Below are 16,638 nucleotides of genomic sequence, written 5' to 3'. Positions count from 1 at the left end.
GAATATATTAAATTCTCACAATCCTGCAACCATTCTAGTTACAAAAACCTCTTTCGTCAAGTGATTCACTCCCAATGAATAATAGTTCGCATTAAAAATGGCGACCTGTAGGTCGCCATGAATCATTGCTATTATAATCAGTTCGTACTATTCCTTTATTCGCCGATAGAGTGAACCAGTTCAACCACTTGCTGCGCGGTTTGCATACCAATCGCCTTGGCCGCAAGCTGCCCCATCTCCGCCTTCGAGAGACGGGTAATCTGTGAACGAGCCGGAAGAATGGATGTCGCGCTCATACTGAACTCATCCAGTCCAAGTCCGAGCAGGAGTGGAATCGCCGTTGCATCACCGGCCATCTCGCCGCACATGCCTACCCAGCATCCTTCCTGATGCGCTGCATCGATAACCATCTTCACCAGGCGCAGAATCGCCGGGTTGTATGGCTGATACAAGTAGGACACACGTTCATTCATCCGGTCTGCGGCCATCGTATATTGAATCAGATCATTGGTTCCAATACTGAAGAAATCGACCTCTTTGGCAAATTGATCTGCGAGTACTGCCGTCGATGGAATCTCTACCATGATTCCTAGCTGAACCGAATCTGAGACCTGAACCCCTTCCGAAGTCAGCTTCTGCTTCTCATCCAGGAGCAAGGCTTTGGCCTGACGGAACTCATCGAGCGTAGCGATCATCGGGAACATAATTCTCAAATTGCCATACACGCTTGCCCGCAGCAACGCGCGCAATTGTGTGCGGAATATATCCTGGCGCTCCAGACATAGTCTAACTGCACGGAATCCAAGGAAAGGATTCATCTCCTTAGGCAGATCAAGATAAGGCAGTTCCTTATCGCCACCGATATCCAGCGTTCTAACCACTACTGGCTTGCCTTCCATCCGTTCAAGAACAGTCTTGTAGGCGTTGAATTGGACATCTTCCGACGGCAGCTCTGAGCGTCCCATGTAGAGGAACTCCGTACGGTACAAGCCGACGGCTTCTCCACCGTTCTCCAGCACACCCGTAACATCATTCGGAGTACCTATATTGGCACCAAGTTCAACATGAACTCCGTCCTTGGACTGGGTAGGAACCTCTTTAAGCTTCTTCCATTCCTCAATCTGGCGGAGATATTGGTCACGTTTAAGCTGGTACTGCTCCAGCACCTCTGCAGACGGATTGACAATGACTTTACCGTCCAGACCGTCAACGATGACGGTATCGCCGCTCTGAATCTTGGCCATAACCTCTTGTGTTCCGACTACGGCCGGAATTTCCAGAGAACGGGCCATAATTGCCGAATGAGAAGTTCTTCCTCCGATGTTGGTTGTGAACCCTTTTACATATTGCCGGTTCAACTGCGCTGTATCAGATGGGGTCAAATCCTCAGCGATTACGATAACTTCCTCGCTAATGTCAGCTGGATTGGTATAATTCAATCCAAGCAGATGAGTAAGTACCCGCTTAGTCACATCTCTCATATCTGCAGCGCGTTCTCTTAAGTAAGCACTCTTCATATTCTCGAACATCGAGATGAACTGCTTAGCTACTTCATCCAGCGCGTATTGAGCCGTCACCTTCTCAGAAGTAATCTTATCGCGAACGGCATCAAGCAGCTCAGGGTCATTCAGAATCAACAAGTGCGATTCGAAAATCTCTGCCTTCTTAGCACCAAGCTGTTCCTCCGTCCTCTGTTTGATTCCTTCGAGCTCCTGCTGCGATTTAGCCAGAGCATCGTCTAATCGCTTCAGTTCCGAATCGGAATCAGCTACATTCTCTTGATGGACTGTGTAATCAGGATGCTCCAGCCGGAAGGCAGATGCAATCGCCACTCCCGCAGATGCGGCAATTCCTTTAATTTCAAGCATGGACTTCGCCTAACCCTTCGTTAATCATCACTTCCGTAAGCGCCTGAATAGCCTCTTCCGCTTGATCACCCTCAACGATTAACTTCAGGTCATCCCCCTTCTCCAACCCAAGGGACAGAACCCCAAGAATCGACTTCAAAGTTACCTTTTTGCCGTTTGCCTCAGCATAAGCCTCGGAACCTTTAAATTTATTTGCCGTATTTACCAACGCGGTAGCCGGGCGGGCATGAATTCCATCCTCATCTGTAATTCTAAAATTTTTCTCCATGTTTATCTCATCTCGCTTTCCACAATTTTATGTCTTCTAGTCTCTCTCCCTTTATAATACGGGAATTCGACATTATTTGCCAAATTGTACCTCACATTGCAATTGCATCATATGAGAATAATTTCACCAAATTCTGTACTTTTATCAAATTCCAATTGAATTTACTACCGAATTTACTACCACATAAGGGAGCGTTCCGGCGACCCCTTAAGCTTCGAGCAACATCCCCCCCCTGTCATAATATCTCTGACAGTAACAAATCGTTCAAAATGCAAAAAAGACATGAGCAATAAAGTCCCCCGTTGCAATCGCCTATTCCTGAGGATATTATACCCCTACAAATAGCGTTGCAATCAAAACACTTTAATCAACTCATGCCTGATCGAATCAGTCACACATTGTGATAATAAATTTTCTGTTGTATTACTTGTTAAAAGTATAACAAACCTGCATAACGAGTGCAAGTTCCCTAGCTTTCACTTTGAGAGGTAGCAATGCGCTGCAAATGCATAGTCAAATAACTGAGTTCTGCATGACAGATCGGCTTATGCAACCGCTGCTCCATGATATCGGTCAACTTACCAGCCAGGGTGTACAGACTTGGGTATTCCTGCTGCAATAACACATCCAGTCGTTCGATTTCTCCAACTCTTTCGCCTCTACGCACTCGCTCAATGGCAAATCTCAAATGGGTAAGGAGTCTGGAATAATCCAGAGAATGACGTGAAATGGAAATCTGTAACTCCTCTTCAATCACGGTTACTAAATCAGCAATCAATTGCGCATGTCCCCGAACCTCGCTAATATGCCGGTTAGTAATTGCGCTGTTGATGTGAAGCGCAACAAAACCAATCTCGTCATCGCCGAGGTCCACCCCCAATTTCTTATGAATCAGGTCGATCGCATACTCAGCCAATTCAAACTCGAGGGGGTATATCTCTTTTGTCTCATATAGAAAAGGATTATGGAAGGCAAGATCCTGTTCAGCACGCTTAATAGCGAATGCGAGGTGATCGGTTAGCGCAATATGTATATGTTCATTGAGCTCCGATTGCGTTTTCCGGGAAATATACGAGATAATTTCGCCAATGACTTCGATCAAATGTTCATCTACCTGCGGCACGAGCTGCTTGTACTGCTCCTGCTCCATCTGATTCGTAAGAATGAACATTTTCTCAATCGCTTCGAGAGGAATGGTATCCCCAGTCTTGCGATTGAAACCGATGCCTTTGCCGATGACGACAACTTCACCATGCTCAGGATGCCCGGCAATAATGACGTTGTTATTCAACACCTTGGCCACTCGTAGGATCTTCACATTTGCACCCCATTTAATTGATATTCAGTTGTCCGGAACGCTTACACCCATTATAACTGACCAAATAAAGCGTTGCCAGTAATTCTGGACAAAAGGTTGCTATATCCACAAATTACTCATTATTTTGCTCTAATATAGGAAATAGTAAGTACTTAAATTAAACAAAAGACGTCTCACATAAAGGTGAGACGTCCATATATATTATTCAATGATAAACGAATTATTCCTGCGGCGTTTGGATCGGATTTACGTTAGGGGCTGGCTTGGATACAGCTGGAGCTGGAGCTGGATTAACCATCTTCCGCTGTGTAAGCCCCTTGATCAATTGCTCCACTTCAATTCCAGAAATATTTTTAATCATTTCCGGAGCCGTAGCCATCAGCTCAGTCACATAATTGCTAACACGGGCTGCTCCTTCTCCCTTACCGGTATCCACAACCGTAAGCTTCTCGATCGAAGCGATCGGTGCTGCGATTTTCTCGGCCAATTCAGGCAGCATCTTGGCGATAATATCGAGTACGGCGGCTTCGCCGAACTTCTGGAACGCATCGGCCAGCTTCTCCTTAGCTTCAGCCTCAGCCAAACCGCGAAGACGAATGATCTCGGCATCCGCTGTACCTTTGGCACGCTCTGCATCTGCGACCGCCAGACCTTCCAGACGCTTCTGCTCCGCTTCGGCGCGTGCTTGCGCTTCAATGGAATACTGTAATGCATCAGCCTCGCGCATTTTACGCGCCTTATCGGCTTCCGCAGCCTGTTCCACAGCATAACGGTCCGCATCAGCCTTCTTCTTCACTTCCGCATCATACTGCTTCTGCCGTACCGTGATTTCCTTATCCTGCAGATCGATTTCCCGCTCTTTACGGACCAATTCAACCTTCATTTGTTCCTCAACCATAGTCTGTTTGGCCCGCGCTTCCTGAATTTCATACGCCTGGTCCGCCTCGGCCTTGGCCGTATCCTGCTCCTTCTTAAAGGCTGCGACCTTCAGTTCCTTCTCCTTGGTCGCTTCTGCAATATTAGTATCGCGCAACAGCTCGGCCTTCTGTCCGGATTCCTCAGCGAGCGCCTTCTGGACCCTTGCGTCCCGAAGCGCCTCTGCCTCAGCGATATCGGCATCACGTTTTACAGCGGCGATCCGCGGCTTACCAAGCGCTTCTAGATAACCATGCTTGTCGCGCACATCCTTGATTGTAAACGATACAATCTGTAGACCCATCTTCTTCAGATCCCGGGCGGCTACTCCCTGTACTTCCTGGGCGAACTTATCACGGTTGCGGTATACCTCCTCAACCGTCATTCCGCCGAGAATCGATCGCAAATGCCCTTCCAGCACTTCCTGAGCTTCGCCCTTCAGCGACTCAATGGGCTTGCCCATGAATTGCTCTGCAGCCGTAGCTACGTCCTCGACCGAGCTGCCCACTTTGATGATGGCGACACCGTCGGCGGATACCGGAACCCCCTGCTCTGTATACACCTCTGGCGTCATCACATCCAGCTTATGTGATAGCAATGACATGAACTCAGCCTTCTGGAAGATTGGCCAGATAAATGCGCCGCCCCCACGAACGATCTTAATCTTGCGACCAGATTCATCGTCTGCCACGTTCTTACTTCCAAGGAAGGAACCCGTTACAAGCATCGCTTCATCCGGGCTAACCGTCTTATAGCGAGCCCAGAATGCAATACCTAGAATAAGAATAACAGCGATTATAACAGATGGAATTAGCAAATAATCTGGAAACCCTTCGATCATTTAGATCATCTCCTCTTCTTTCCTATTGTCATACAATTCGGATACGAGGGCGACTCCCTCCTTCATATCCACAACCACAACTTCTGTACCGGCGGAAATATTCCTCTTATCCCAACTCGCTGCGATATGTAGCGTATTCCCTGCCACCTGCTTAACCATGATCTCACCGAAGCCTTCAGCGGCGATCGGTATGGTAACTTCCCCTAGTTTGCCGGGTAGATCGGCCTCCGAGAATCCGATTGAATTCTCACTGTTATCCATGGGCTTAACGTAAAGGAAATACACGATGACCGAGAGGAGAAGGGCGATCAGGATCGAGAAAATAATAATCGCTGCATTCCCCAGGCTGGTATATTGACTTAACAAAATACCGCTTCCCCCGAAGGTCGTAATCGCTGAAGCACTAATGATCGGTTTGAAAAAGTCAATGGAGATCAAATCGAAAATTCCATCGATCCAGCTTCCGATTATATCTCCCAGGAGCGTACTCGCCAGAGCAAAAAATGCTCCGCCGATAAAGCAGCCCCAAAATAATCCATCCATCCCTTCTCCTCCTTGAACCAAAATAACTGACCCATATCATGATATGTAATATTTACTACGTATTATCCTTTATTTGGTTGCAACACCCCATTCTCCAAATATTGCATCCAATTCCATTATACTTGTAACTAAATAAAAAAACAGGGCCAAGCCCCTATAACCTAGTGCTTAGCCCTGTTCATCTCTATGATTATTCACTTAACAGTTCATATCCAGCGCTGGTCACGAAGCGACGGAATGCTTCCCGTCCCTCATCAGTGACCTTGAACACGCCAGCATGCCCGAGAATCTCGGCAAACTTGCGGCCGACCTCATTACGAAGCAGCGCTTCCGCATCTTCTTTGGCCATCGCCTGCCCGTGGTCTGCAACCAATTGCTTCACCCATGCAGCATGCACGGCCAATTTGGAATCGGGATTGGAGGTAACATCATCATACAAGGTCATATCTCCGCTCAGAATACCAGCGATGTCAGCTAGTTCTTCCTTGAGACGACCTGGCAGAATCGCCAGTCCCATGACTTCAATCAGACCGATATTCTCCTTCTTGATATGATGCATCTCCCGGTGCGGGTGGAAGATTCCTTCCGGATGCTGCTCATTCGTCCGGTTGTTGCGCAGCACAATATCCATCTCGAAGCTGCCGTCCGTCCCGCGGCGAACGATCGGAGTCACTGTATTATGCGGCACCTTCTCACCACCGTCTGTACTGTAAGCAAATACATCAACTGTCGGATCGCTATATGCCTTCCACTGTTCATATATATCATCCGCTGCTTCCAGCAATATATCGGGATCCTGGCTGTTTAAGCGCAGTACCGTCATTGGCCACTGGACAATTCCAGCTGTAACACCCGGATAAGATAAATGTTGGAACTTCGCTACAATCGGCGATTTCTCCAATGGGAAGGTATGTCTTCCCCCTTGAAAATGATCATGCGTCAGAATTGACCCGCCCACAATCGGCAAATCGGCATTCGATCCGATAAAATAGTGCGGGAACTGCGCCGTAAATGCTAATAGCCGTTTAAAGGTATCCTTCGTCAGCTTCATCGGCACATGATCATGATGGAATACGATGCAATGTTCGTTGTAATACACGTACGGCGAATACTGGAATAACCAAGGCTCACCATTCAACTCCAGCGGAATAACGCGGAGATTTTGGCGCGCTGGATGGTTGATCCGTCCAGCATATCCTACATTCTCCCGGCATAGCTGGCATTTCGGATAGACTGGAGGCGGTAGTAGCTTCGCCATCGCGATCTCCTTCGGATTTTTCTCCGGCTTGGACAGATTGATTGTTATCTCCATCGATCCATAATCGGTAGGCTGGTCCCAATATATATTCTGTGCAACCCGATCCATACGAATATAATTGCTTACCACAGATAACTTATAAAATTGATCCGTCGCCGCCTGAATGCCATGGTTCGCCTCCGTCTTGCGGAAGGCTGAGATCGTCTCTGACGGGCGAGGCATGAGCAGCCCCATAATCCGCGCGTCAAGCAAATCGCGATAAGTCACTGTATTCTCAGGGATCAGTCCGATTTCAAAGCCATAATTGATCAATACCTCAAGCGGCTGCTCTGGACTCGCCAGCGTCTCTTCTACAAGTTCCCCAGCATAAGGCTCATCGAAGGAGAACAGTTCCAGTAGACGATTGCGAGAATACTCCAGATCCCACCAATCGATTAGCCCTTGTTCCAGTGCATAGTGAAGCAGTCTTTCGATAGCTGCCTGCGCATCCTGCCTGTTCTTGTCTTCAGCTTTCACTTCTGCCCACTCCTTAGTCGTTATAGCCTTCCGGATGATTGCAGTGCCATCCCCAGGCACTGCCGATAATGTCTTGCAGATTGTCGCGTGATGGCTTCCAGCCGAGCACGCTTCTTGCTTTGTCAGAGGAAGCGACCAATACAGCTGGGTCTCCAGCCCGGCGAGGGGTAACCTGTACCGGGAAGTCACGACCGGTTACTTCGCGCACAGCCTCGATCATCTCTTTGACCGAGAATCCTTGGCCGCTGCCAAGATTGAACACATCACTGTTTCCGCCGCCCAGCAAATACTCTACAGCGCGCAGATGGGCATCCGCCAAATCGCTCACATGAATATAGTCGCGTATGCATGTACCATCAGGTGTGTTGTAATCATCACCAAAGATTTTGATCGAATCACGTTGTCCAAGCGCTGCCTGAAGAATAAGCGGAACAAGATGCGTCTCGGGATCATGGTCCTCGCCGATCTTACCGCTAACATGAGCCCCGGCCGCATTGAAGTAGCGAAGCGCAACATATTTGATGTCCAGCACCTGGTCGAACCAGGCCATCATCCGCTCCATCGTCAGCTTCGTCTCCCCATAGACATTTGTCGGATGGGTAGGGTCACTCTCTTCGATCGGCACTTTCTCCGGTTCGCCATAGGTTGCCGCCGTAGAGGAGAAGACGATTTTACGTACATTTGCCTTATCCATGGCCTCCAACAGGCACAGTGTGCCATAGACGTTATTGTCAAAATATTTTACGGGATCCTTCATACTCTCCCCAACCAGAGAATTAGCGGCAAAATGGATGACTGCCTCGATCTCATTCTCAGTGAACAATCTCTTCAGCAGCTCCTTATCGCGCAGATCTCCTTCGTACAGCTTCCCGCCCAGCAGCGCATCCTTATGCCCTGTCTGCAGATTGTCGATAACGACAACCTCCTTGCCTTGCTCTAGCAGCTCCGCAACTGTATGGGAACCGATATATCCTGCTCCACCCGTGACCAAGATCGCCATTTTAATACTCCTCCTTCATTTCATGAACTCCGTTGCCTACGCCACATACATAGAATTCGCCCTTGAAGCCCGTTCTCTTCTCGTACGCTTCACCTACAGTAGATAAGAATTGGTCAATTGCGGCCTCATGTACGAGTGATACGGTACAGCCGCCAAATCCGGCACCAGTCATCCGTGAGCCCAGCGTGCCCTCGATCTTCCGTGCCTCTTCGACCATAACATCAAGCTCCATGCAGCTGACTTCGTACAGATCGCGCAGTGAATCATGGGAAGCGTTCATCAATTGCCCGAAACGAACCAAATCGTTAGCACGCAGCGCCAAGGCCGATTGAAGCACTCTATCATTCTCTTCAATGACATGAGTGGTCCGTCTTAGCAGCACTTCATCTGTGAACTTGCCTTTCAACTGTGCAAATTGCTCCAGGGACAGATGAGCCAAATACTCCAGACTAGGTACATTCTGCTGCAAAATCTTCAAAGCCGCATCACATTGCTCGCGGCGCTCATTATATTTGGAATCAACCAAACCTCTGCGCTTATTCGTATTGCTGATCACGAGCTTATAGTTACCCGTCACGAATGGCACAAGTTGATATTCCAGTGTATCGCACATCAGCAGAATCGCATGATCCTTTGCCCCGTTCGCAACAGCAAACTGATCCATAATTCCGCTGTTCACGCCAACGAATAGGTTCTCAGCCCGTTGCGATAGCTTAGCAATTTCTACCTTATCGGTAGGTTGATTCTCCATCATCAGCAGTCCGTATGCGGTAACAACTTCAATAGAGGCGGAAGATGAGAGACCTGCTCCATTTGGGATCTCGCCATGGAACAGAATATCGTAGCCATTGCTGAGCTGTACGCCAAGCTTGCCAAGCTCCACAATCACTCCGATCGGATAGTCGACCCACTCGCCAATCTTGCCACTGCCAAGCTGATCCACATCGAAATCGCCCTGATAAGGTAGATTCGTGGACGAGAACATCATTTTTCGATCTGTACGCTTGCGAATTGCCATCGTTGTTCCAAATTCCAGCGCAGCCGGCAGCACATATCCGCCATTGTAATCGATGTGCTCACCGATCAGGTTTACGCGTCCCGGTGCATTGAATACGGATATCGCTGCACCGTCCTCACCGTATCGTGATATTAACAATCGTTCCATCTCTTGTCGTTTCATCGTTATGGACACCTCATTATTCATGATTGATTGTTTCAAGCTTCCTTGAACCCAGTATAAGAAAAATCGAATATAATCGTAATGCATGTATGCGAGTTTTATATGGATAAATGTGACCTCAGAGAGTAGAATATAGACAGGATAATAGAGGAGGTCGCCTCATGCTTCAGGAAACCTATAGTGCCGCTGCTAATCCGGAAGTATTCGAGACTAGCGATCTGCACGTCTTGTTCGCAGGCGAGAGTCAGACCTCGGCTGATCATAGGCTAGGCCCGAAGGTATATGACTATTTCCTACTGCATTTTGTCGAGCAGGGAAAAGGAAGCTTCCAGACTGAATTTGCCTATTACTCCCTCAGCGCTGGCGACTGCTTCTTGATTCAGCCTGACCAACTCGTAAGCTATGCCTCGGATAAGCTTGAGCCCTGGCGATACCGCTGGATTGCCTTCGCTGGGGATAAGGCAGCTGAGCTTGTCCAGCGTGCGGGGTTTACACCGCAACTAGCTGCGTTCAGCTCCGGATCAGCCAGCGCCATTCCTGAAATACTCGAATCCGTGCTTCAAGTCTTCCGCACACGGAAGCCTAGCTCACATCTGGCTTCATTAGGCTATCTACACCTGATTATGGCCGAAGCTGAGGAGAAACTTGTTCGCGAGTCTGCATTGCCGACTGGAGAATCGGGGGTGCAGCGCACCGTCAAGCAAATGATCCATTATATGAGCAGTCAATACGCCCATCCCATATCCATTGAACAAATGTGCTCCAGCCTTGGGTACAATCGGGCCTATCTGTCACGTATATTTAAGAGGACGACGGGTCTGACTCCAGTCACTTACTTACTCAAACTGCGGATAGACAAATCCCGTCAGTTACTGCGCGAGCGGCCGGAGCTATCCATCGAGCAAATCTCCGCGTCTGTCGGATTAACCGATGCCTTGTATTTCTCTCGCCAGTTCCGTAGATTCCACGGTGAATCGCCAAGCGAGTACCGTAGAAATGCCCCCGGACAGAGCTAACACGCGCTCCTACTTCATAAAGAAGCCGCGATCAGGACGGTATAAGGATGAACCGCTCCGTAATTCAAAAAAGACACCCTCATAGCCTGACATCGCAGTTGAGGGTGTCCCCAATAATTCCCACTACCAACAGGATAGCTGATGTTCATCACGATATCAAACGAGCAAATAGACACTCGCACCAATTCTCGCCACACCGTTACTCAGCCTCTGTGTGTAAGCAAAATCCAAGGATTCTACATCGTCCATCATGTACGCAGACGTCGTACTCCCCGGCTTCCTTTGTAAATTTAAGGAGCGAATAATATGATCCGCAGTTACGATGCCGATGCCATGGCCGTAATAGAGTCCATCTGGCAGCACGATCCCATTCTCCCCCTGCCATTCCGGCGTAGAAGGATCAAAATCGGGATTTTTGAAATAGACTACATCCCCTGGATATGCCTCCGCCCCGCTGACCGAATTAATGCGCAGATCGCTATCATACTTCCAATCATACAGCACCAGGTTAGCGAAGTAAGTATTGAACGCCTGATCCCCAATCACATCCATGACCCCTCGATACAAGACGATGACCATCGCTGTAGCACATTCGAAGTCATACTTGCGGCCATTACGGAAAATATCGCGGATCGCCTCCGCTGGGGTGACATCGCTGCGCTGTTGAAATCCCCCGTTGCTAAGCCGAACCCAGTAGTCCTGATTACAGCGCGAGTTCTCAAAAGTAGCAAAGCCCACACCGCTGTCATATAGTGCCCTGGCTGCTTCTACTATTTTCCCTCTGGCTGTTAATTCAAACTTCAAATCGGCAATAGTATCATAGCGATATTGTACTGCACTCTCCTGCTTCATCCGCAAAATTTGCTGCTCAAGCCCCGTCAGATTCATCTGCCCAATCTGCTCCGATTCCCCCGGCGGAAGAACTATCATTATACCCACCTCACATCGTAGAATTTTCCATCTTATTAGGATATTGTACGCTGCGCGGTAAGATAAGTGCCTATATTTAGGGTAGTCACGATTCTCCTTATGACAGCAACCGGCTTACCTCTTCCATCACCGCACCGATCGGATCTGTAATTAATAGATCTGCATGTTGGTCATATGCCGTTGGCGAAGCATTCAGCAGCACCGTCCGATCTCCATTGAAATAAGTCACAAGATGCGCTGCCGGTTGAACCGTTAAGGACGTCCCTCCAATCAACAGCATATCTGCCGAAGCGATCGCTTGGATACTCTCTGACAGCACTTGGTTATCGAGATTCTCTCCATAGAGCACGACATCAGGCTTGACGACCCCTCCACAGTTGTGACAGACCGGTACAATAGAGGCGCTCTGCATCACCTCATCCAGGCTATGAAACTGGCGGCAATCCATACAATAATTGCGATGGATCGAGCCATGAAGCTCAAGTACGCTCCGACTGCCGGCCATCTGATGCAATCCGTCGATATTTTGTGTAATAATATGTGTCAGCTTACCCGCCTGTTCCAACTTAGCGAGGCAGAGATGCGCCGGATTAGGACGGGCCTCGGAGTGAATCATTTTCGACTTATAGAAATCATAGAACACCTCAGGATGGCGGTTGAAGAAAGGACGACTCAAAATTTCCTCAGGTGCATAGGGCGAAGCCGTCTCCGTCTGATAAATTCCCGCTGCCGAACGAAAATCAGGAATTCCACTCTCAGTTGAGATACCCGCCCCACCGAAGAAGACGATCCTCTGGCTCTTCTGCGCCCAGGCGGCTAACTGTTCTATTTTCGTCATATCCATCGTTATATGTCCCCTTTTTTTTAATCTTATTGCGAATGTTCAAAAAGACCGGTTTTCAGCATCGATGCCTCAGACTTTACTAAACCGACAACTCATGATACCCGCGAATAATCAAGTTCGCATCGAGCAGATACTGCTGGCCGTCTCCGTCTGGAGCAATGCCGATCGTACACAAAGCCCCAGCCTGCTTTCCCATCACCATATCTCCATTGCTATCTCCAATGACGATGCATTGCTTTGGCGTAAGGCCCATTTCCTGCATGGCCAGTAGCGCCATCTCCGGATCCGGCTTTCCCTTGGATACCCGGTCTCTTCCGACAATGACTGGAAAATAGTGACTTAGATCCATCCAATCTAGATGCTTCTTGGTTTCTTTCACCGTGTCCGAAGTCACCACTGCCAGCTTCATCCCCGATTTATGACAATCCTGCAGGAACCCCGTCAGTCCCGGAAGTGGCACAGCCCTCCTGTCCTGCTCCAGCTTCTGCATCGCCGACTTGTTATAGCGCCTGACCAGCACTGTGGCTTCATTCCAAGGAATTCCAGCAGTATACAGATGCCAGGCCAGCAGCGCCGTAACCTCTTCCTCCGTCCCCATCGCAATTGGCCCGGCCTTATCATACCCAGTGATCTTTCCCGTTTGGTCGCTGAACAACCCAAGTGATTCCTTTCTATGACCAATCGGTTCTTTACCTAGAGCAGTCAAATGATCATCGAGCAATCCTATAAGCACAGTTGCCCAAGCTCCCCACATTGGCATAAAATCCAGCAACGTACCGTCCTTATCAAACAATATCCCTCTGCACGGAATCTCTTGACCATGCACAGTAACTTTCGGCATCGATTCACTTCCCTTATTTATTTTTCACGACCAGATATCTTCTTCTATTGTACCTTGAAGTACGAATCCAGACAAAAATGGCTCGTCAGCAGTTGTCAACAGTTCGACACATTCATTCTGTCTGATAGCGTTTTCTATTGTGATTATTATCACAAGGTAAATACTGCAAAAATAGTACCTTATATCTGAACGAAGATTCCTCAAAATTTTCATTAATTTATTTTAAAACTTGCCGACAACGATGCGGAAGCAGCCGGATAAGGAGAGATTCATCATGGCCAATCATTCAATTAGTTTGCGGGGAGAGACCTTTTTTCTGAATCTGCGCTTTCTGCTCATCGTATGTGTATTTATTGGCAATGCCATTGAACCGTTAATTTCGAGGCTCGAGGGTATGGAAGCTTTATATATGTGGATTTTTACTTTTCATATGCCCTTATTCGTATTCGTCACCGGTTATTTCGCGAAGAGTAATTTATTTGAAGGGGCTGGACGCAAGGTGCTGCTGCAAATCGCGATGCAGTATGTTATCTTTCAAACCATCTATCTAGCGATGGACGCGTTATTATTCCATGTTCATAACATACATTATTCCTACTTCGCCCCTTATTTGCTGCTCTGGTTCCTGGCCAGTCATTTCTGCTGGCGTCTGCTGTTGATCATGCTGCATAAGCTGACACCACTTCAACAGATTATTACTGCGGTTCTGCTCGGAGTACTGGTCGGCTATCTACCTGTTGACGGAGTTTGGCTCAGTATTTCGCGGACACTCGTATTTTTCCCTTTCTTCATTATTGGTTATCATTTCTCTTACGCTCGGTTAAAGCTCTTGTTCACACACAAGGTAAAAATGTTCGCCTTAAGCGCATCTGCCCTGCTGTTCCTCTGGATCGCCATGGGTGGATTGAATATATCTCCAGGCTGGCTCTATGGTAATATGACCTATGGCCAATTAGGACAGATCGCATGGTACACTGGAGTATTCCGTATGTTGCTGTATGTACTGCAAGCACTGGCCGCAGCTAGCTTTCTTGCTTTCGTGCCTTGGAAAGAGAGCAGCATCACTGATATGGGACGCAGAACGTTATATGTATTCCTGCTGCACGGTTTTATTATCCGGCTCGCTGCCCTGTCCCCTATCTATAGCTGGATTCATAGCGACGCAGCATCATTGGTACTTATTGCAGCTTCCGTTGCCTTGACCCTACTGCTCTGTCAGCCATTCGTCCGCAGACTGGCATCGCCGCTGATCGAGCCATCTGTACAATGGATCGTTGACCTGGAGCGCCGGGCCACACACTCGTTCGGCACAAGAGCAGCCATCAAGCATTAAGACAAGTTTTAGAAAAGCCTGCGAACGCGCGCAGGCTTTTTTCCGTCCATTCGAACCTATCTCTAGATTCAGTTTTATATTCCCATGAGTCTTTTTTGGCTCAAACTTCTACTCAATTCGACGTTTTATCTAGATATTTTACTGTTTTTGTTTGCTAGAAAAAGCAGAATACATATGATAGACTGTAAAGAAAACCTTTAGCGGTGTAAAGTTCCAAAATCTAATAAATTCTTATATCATGGGGGGATCGTCTATTATGACAGCCAAGAAAATGCGTTCAGACATGATCAAAAAAGGCTTCGACCGTGCGCCGCACCGCAGCTTGCTCCGCGCCGCCGGCGTCAAGGAAGAAGACTTCAACAAACCGTTTATCGCCGTATGTAATTCCTACATTGATATTGTCCCTGGACATGTTCACTTGCAGGAATTCGGTAAAATCGTCAAAGAGGCGATCCGTGAAGCTGGTGGCGTTCCGTTCGAATTCAATACAATCGGCGTGGATGACGGCATTGCTATGGGGCACATTGGAATGCGCTACTCTCTGCCAAGCCGCGAAATTATCGCCGACTCATTAGAGACCGTTGTATCTGCTCACTGGTTCGATGGGATGGTCTGTATCCCGAACTGTGACAAGATCACACCTGGTATGATGATGGGTGCGCTTCGCGTCAATATCCCGACCATCTTCGTTAGCGGCGGCCCGATGAAGGCCGGCGTAGACAGCAAAGGACGCAAGCTATCGCTGACCTCCGTATTTGAAGGAGTTGGTGCGCATCAAGCAGGCCAAATCAATGATTCGGATCTGCTCGAGCTTGAACAGTTCGGTTGTCCAACCTGCGGCTCCTGTTCTGGAATGTTTACCGCCAATTCCATGAACTGCCTGGCCGAAGCGCTGGGACTCGCACTGCCAGGTAACGGTACAATTCTGGCCGTATCTGATGAGCGCCGCGATTTCGTAAGAAAATCCGCGAAGCAACTGATGGAATTGATCAAGCTTGATCTCAAGCCTCGCGATATCGTGACCAAGGAATCGATCGATAATGCTTTTGCTCTGGATATGGCGATGGGTGGCTCTACCAATACCGTATTGCATACCCTTGCCCTGGCGCAAGAAGCTGGAATCGATTATCCACTGGAACGGATCAATGAAGTAGCTAACCGCGTCCCTCATATTTCCAAGCTGGCACCGGCGACAGATATCTTCATCGAGGATGTTGACCGGGCGGGTGGCGTTAGCGCTGTTATCCATGAGCTGCTGAAGAAGCCAGGGGCTATCTTCGGAGACCAGATAACAGTTACCGGCAAGACGCTCGCCGAGAACGTAGCTGGCTGTGAGATTAAGGATACAACCGTCATCCATCCGATCGATAATCCATACTCCGAAAAAGGCGGGCTAGCCATTCTGTACGGCAACCTGGCTCCGGAAGGCTCCGTCATCAAGGTTGGTGCTGTTGATCCATCTGTAGGCGGATATCATAAAGGTCCAGCCATCTGCTTCGACTCCCAGGAGGAGGCGTTGGAAGGAATCGCTAACGGCAAAGTTAAAGAGGGCTGTGTCGTCGTTATTCGTTATGAAGGACCGAAGGGTGGCCCGGGGATGCCAGAAATGCTCGCTCCTACCTCACAAATTGTAGGTATGGGACTTGGCGCCAAGGTCGGCCTGATTACGGATGGCCGCTTCTCAGGCGCTTCGCGCGGAATCAGCATCGGTCATATTTCTCCGGAAGCTGCGGAAGGCGGTCCGATCGCATTCGTTGAAGATGGCGATATCATCGAGCTCGACTTGAACAACCGCAAAATCGAGCTGCTGGTCGATGAAGAAGTGCTGGCTAGCCGCCGCGCAAACTGGAAGGGCTTCGAGCCGAAGGTGAAAACCGGCTATCTGGCTCGTTACTCCAAGCTGGTTACTAACGCTAGCTCGGGCGGAGTTATGAAGATCTAATCGAAGCACATTATACTTTTCCTTT

General features: G+C 48.6%; 14 protein-coding genes. 3 read left to right on the top strand and 11 right to left on the bottom strand.

Annotated features, from left to right (window positions below; all coding sequences use genetic code 11):
- Positions 1-155: 155 nt before the first annotated feature.
- From ptsP to ABD014_RS05670, 8 genes are all read right to left on the bottom strand, one after another.
- Complete coding sequence (ptsP, locus tag ABD014_RS05705; protein ID WP_343858590.1) at positions 156-1,868, bottom strand: phosphoenolpyruvate--protein phosphotransferase; 1,713 nt, start codon at positions 1,866-1,868, stop codon at positions 156-158.
- Positions 1,861-2,136 (bottom strand): HPr family phosphocarrier protein, encoded by a 276-nt coding sequence (locus ABD014_RS05700; RefSeq protein ID WP_343858588.1) that lies wholly within the window; start codon positions 2,134-2,136, stop codon positions 1,861-1,863. The genes ptsP and ABD014_RS05700 overlap by 8 nt, the downstream gene beginning before the upstream one ends.
- A gap of 469 nt (positions 2,137-2,605) precedes the next feature.
- The gene (gene glcT, locus ABD014_RS05695; RefSeq protein ID WP_343858586.1) at positions 2,606-3,454 is read right to left on the bottom strand and encodes a glucose PTS transporter transcription antiterminator GlcT; all 849 of its coding nucleotides are present in this window, start codon (positions 3,452-3,454) and stop codon (positions 2,606-2,608) included.
- A gap of 220 nt (positions 3,455-3,674) precedes the next feature.
- Positions 3,675-5,210: a flotillin lipid rafts scaffold protein FloT gene (gene floT / locus ABD014_RS05690; RefSeq protein WP_343858584.1), complete on the bottom strand. Its 1,536-nt coding sequence runs from the start codon at positions 5,208-5,210 to the stop codon at positions 3,675-3,677.
- Complete coding sequence (locus ABD014_RS05685) at positions 5,211-5,753, bottom strand: NfeD family membrane protein (protein WP_343858582.1); 543 nt, start codon at positions 5,751-5,753, stop codon at positions 5,211-5,213.
- 190 nt (positions 5,754-5,943) lie between these two features.
- Positions 5,944-7,527 (bottom strand): UDP-glucose--hexose-1-phosphate uridylyltransferase, encoded by a 1,584-nt coding sequence (locus ABD014_RS05680; RefSeq protein ID WP_343858580.1) that lies wholly within the window; start codon positions 7,525-7,527, stop codon positions 5,944-5,946.
- A 13-nt stretch (positions 7,528-7,540) separates the two neighbouring features.
- Positions 7,541-8,527, bottom strand: a complete 987-nt coding sequence (gene galE, locus ABD014_RS05675) for a UDP-glucose 4-epimerase GalE (RefSeq protein ID WP_343858577.1) — start codon at positions 8,525-8,527, stop codon at positions 7,541-7,543.
- Position 8,528: 1 nt separating this feature from the next.
- Positions 8,529-9,707, bottom strand: a complete 1,179-nt coding sequence (locus ABD014_RS05670) for a galactokinase (RefSeq protein WP_343858574.1) — start codon at positions 9,705-9,707, stop codon at positions 8,529-8,531.
- A 161-nt stretch (positions 9,708-9,868) separates the two neighbouring features.
- Here ABD014_RS05670 and ABD014_RS05665 point away from each other — a divergent pair, with 161 nt between their 5' ends.
- Positions 9,869-10,723 carry an AraC family transcriptional regulator gene (locus ABD014_RS05665; RefSeq protein ID WP_343858571.1) on the top strand — a complete coding sequence of 285 codons (855 nt, stop codon included), beginning with the start codon at positions 9,869-9,871 and terminating at the stop codon, positions 10,721-10,723.
- 156 nt (positions 10,724-10,879) lie between these two features.
- Here the strand turns inward: ABD014_RS05665 and ABD014_RS05660 are convergent, their stop codons facing one another.
- From ABD014_RS05660 to ABD014_RS05650, 3 genes are all read right to left on the bottom strand, one after another.
- Positions 10,880-11,653: a protein-glutamine gamma-glutamyltransferase gene (locus ABD014_RS05660; protein WP_343858569.1), complete on the bottom strand. Its 774-nt coding sequence runs from the start codon at positions 11,651-11,653 to the stop codon at positions 10,880-10,882.
- Between the two features lie 97 nt (positions 11,654-11,750).
- Positions 11,751-12,491 carry an NAD-dependent protein deacylase gene (locus tag ABD014_RS05655; RefSeq protein ID WP_343859692.1) on the bottom strand — a complete coding sequence of 247 codons (741 nt, stop codon included), beginning with the start codon at positions 12,489-12,491 and terminating at the stop codon, positions 11,751-11,753.
- Positions 12,492-12,576: 85 nt separating this feature from the next.
- A complete protein-coding gene (locus tag ABD014_RS05650; protein ID WP_343858567.1) occupies positions 12,577-13,338 on the bottom strand; it encodes an HAD family hydrolase in 762 nt (253 codons plus the stop codon).
- A gap of 274 nt (positions 13,339-13,612) precedes the next feature.
- On the opposite strand from ABD014_RS05650, the gene ABD014_RS05645 reads away from it, so the two are divergent.
- Positions 13,613-14,671, top strand: coding sequence for an acyltransferase family protein (locus ABD014_RS05645; RefSeq protein ID WP_343858565.1), 1,059 nt, complete (start codon positions 13,613-13,615; stop codon positions 14,669-14,671).
- A 256-nt stretch (positions 14,672-14,927) separates the two neighbouring features.
- Complete coding sequence (ilvD, locus tag ABD014_RS05640; RefSeq protein ID WP_343858563.1) at positions 14,928-16,613, top strand: dihydroxy-acid dehydratase; 1,686 nt, start codon at positions 14,928-14,930, stop codon at positions 16,611-16,613.
- Positions 16,614-16,638: the final 25 nt, after the last annotated feature.

This window comes from Paenibacillus motobuensis (assembly GCF_039521865.1).
GTDB lineage: Bacteria > Bacillota > Bacilli > Paenibacillales > Paenibacillaceae > Fontibacillus > Fontibacillus motobuensis.
This window is presented reverse-complemented; position numbering and strand designations above follow the sequence as displayed.

Coding starts and splice junctions, on each gene's coding strand:
- ptsP (WP_343858590.1), bottom strand. CDS start 1,868: ATGCTTGAAATTAAAGGAATTGCCGCATCTGCGGGAGTGGCGATTGCA.
- ABD014_RS05700 (WP_343858588.1), bottom strand. CDS start 2,136: ATGGAGAAAAATTTTAGAATTACAGATGAGGATGGAATTCATGCCCGC.
- floT (WP_343858584.1), bottom strand. CDS start 5,210: ATGATCGAAGGGTTTCCAGATTATTTGCTAATTCCATCTGTTATAATC.
- ABD014_RS05685 (WP_343858582.1), bottom strand. CDS start 5,753: ATGGATGGATTATTTTGGGGCTGCTTTATCGGCGGAGCATTTTTTGCT.
- galE (WP_343858577.1), bottom strand. CDS start 8,527: ATGGCGATCTTGGTCACGGGTGGAGCAGGATATATCGGTTCCCATACA.
- ABD014_RS05670 (WP_343858574.1), bottom strand. CDS start 9,707: ATGAAACGACAAGAGATGGAACGATTGTTAATATCACGATACGGTGAG.
- ABD014_RS05665 (WP_343858571.1), top strand. CDS start 9,869: ATGCTTCAGGAAACCTATAGTGCCGCTGCTAATCCGGAAGTATTCGAG.
- ABD014_RS05660 (WP_343858569.1), bottom strand. CDS start 11,653: ATGATAGTTCTTCCGCCGGGGGAATCGGAGCAGATTGGGCAGATGAAT.
- ABD014_RS05655 (WP_343859692.1), bottom strand. CDS start 12,491: ATGACGAAAATAGAACAGTTAGCCGCCTGGGCGCAGAAGAGCCAGAGG.
- ABD014_RS05650 (WP_343858567.1), bottom strand. CDS start 13,338: ATGCCGAAAGTTACTGTGCATGGTCAAGAGATTCCGTGCAGAGGGATA.
- ABD014_RS05645 (WP_343858565.1), top strand. CDS start 13,613: ATGGCCAATCATTCAATTAGTTTGCGGGGAGAGACCTTTTTTCTGAAT.
- ilvD (WP_343858563.1), top strand. CDS start 14,928: ATGACAGCCAAGAAAATGCGTTCAGACATGATCAAAAAAGGCTTCGAC.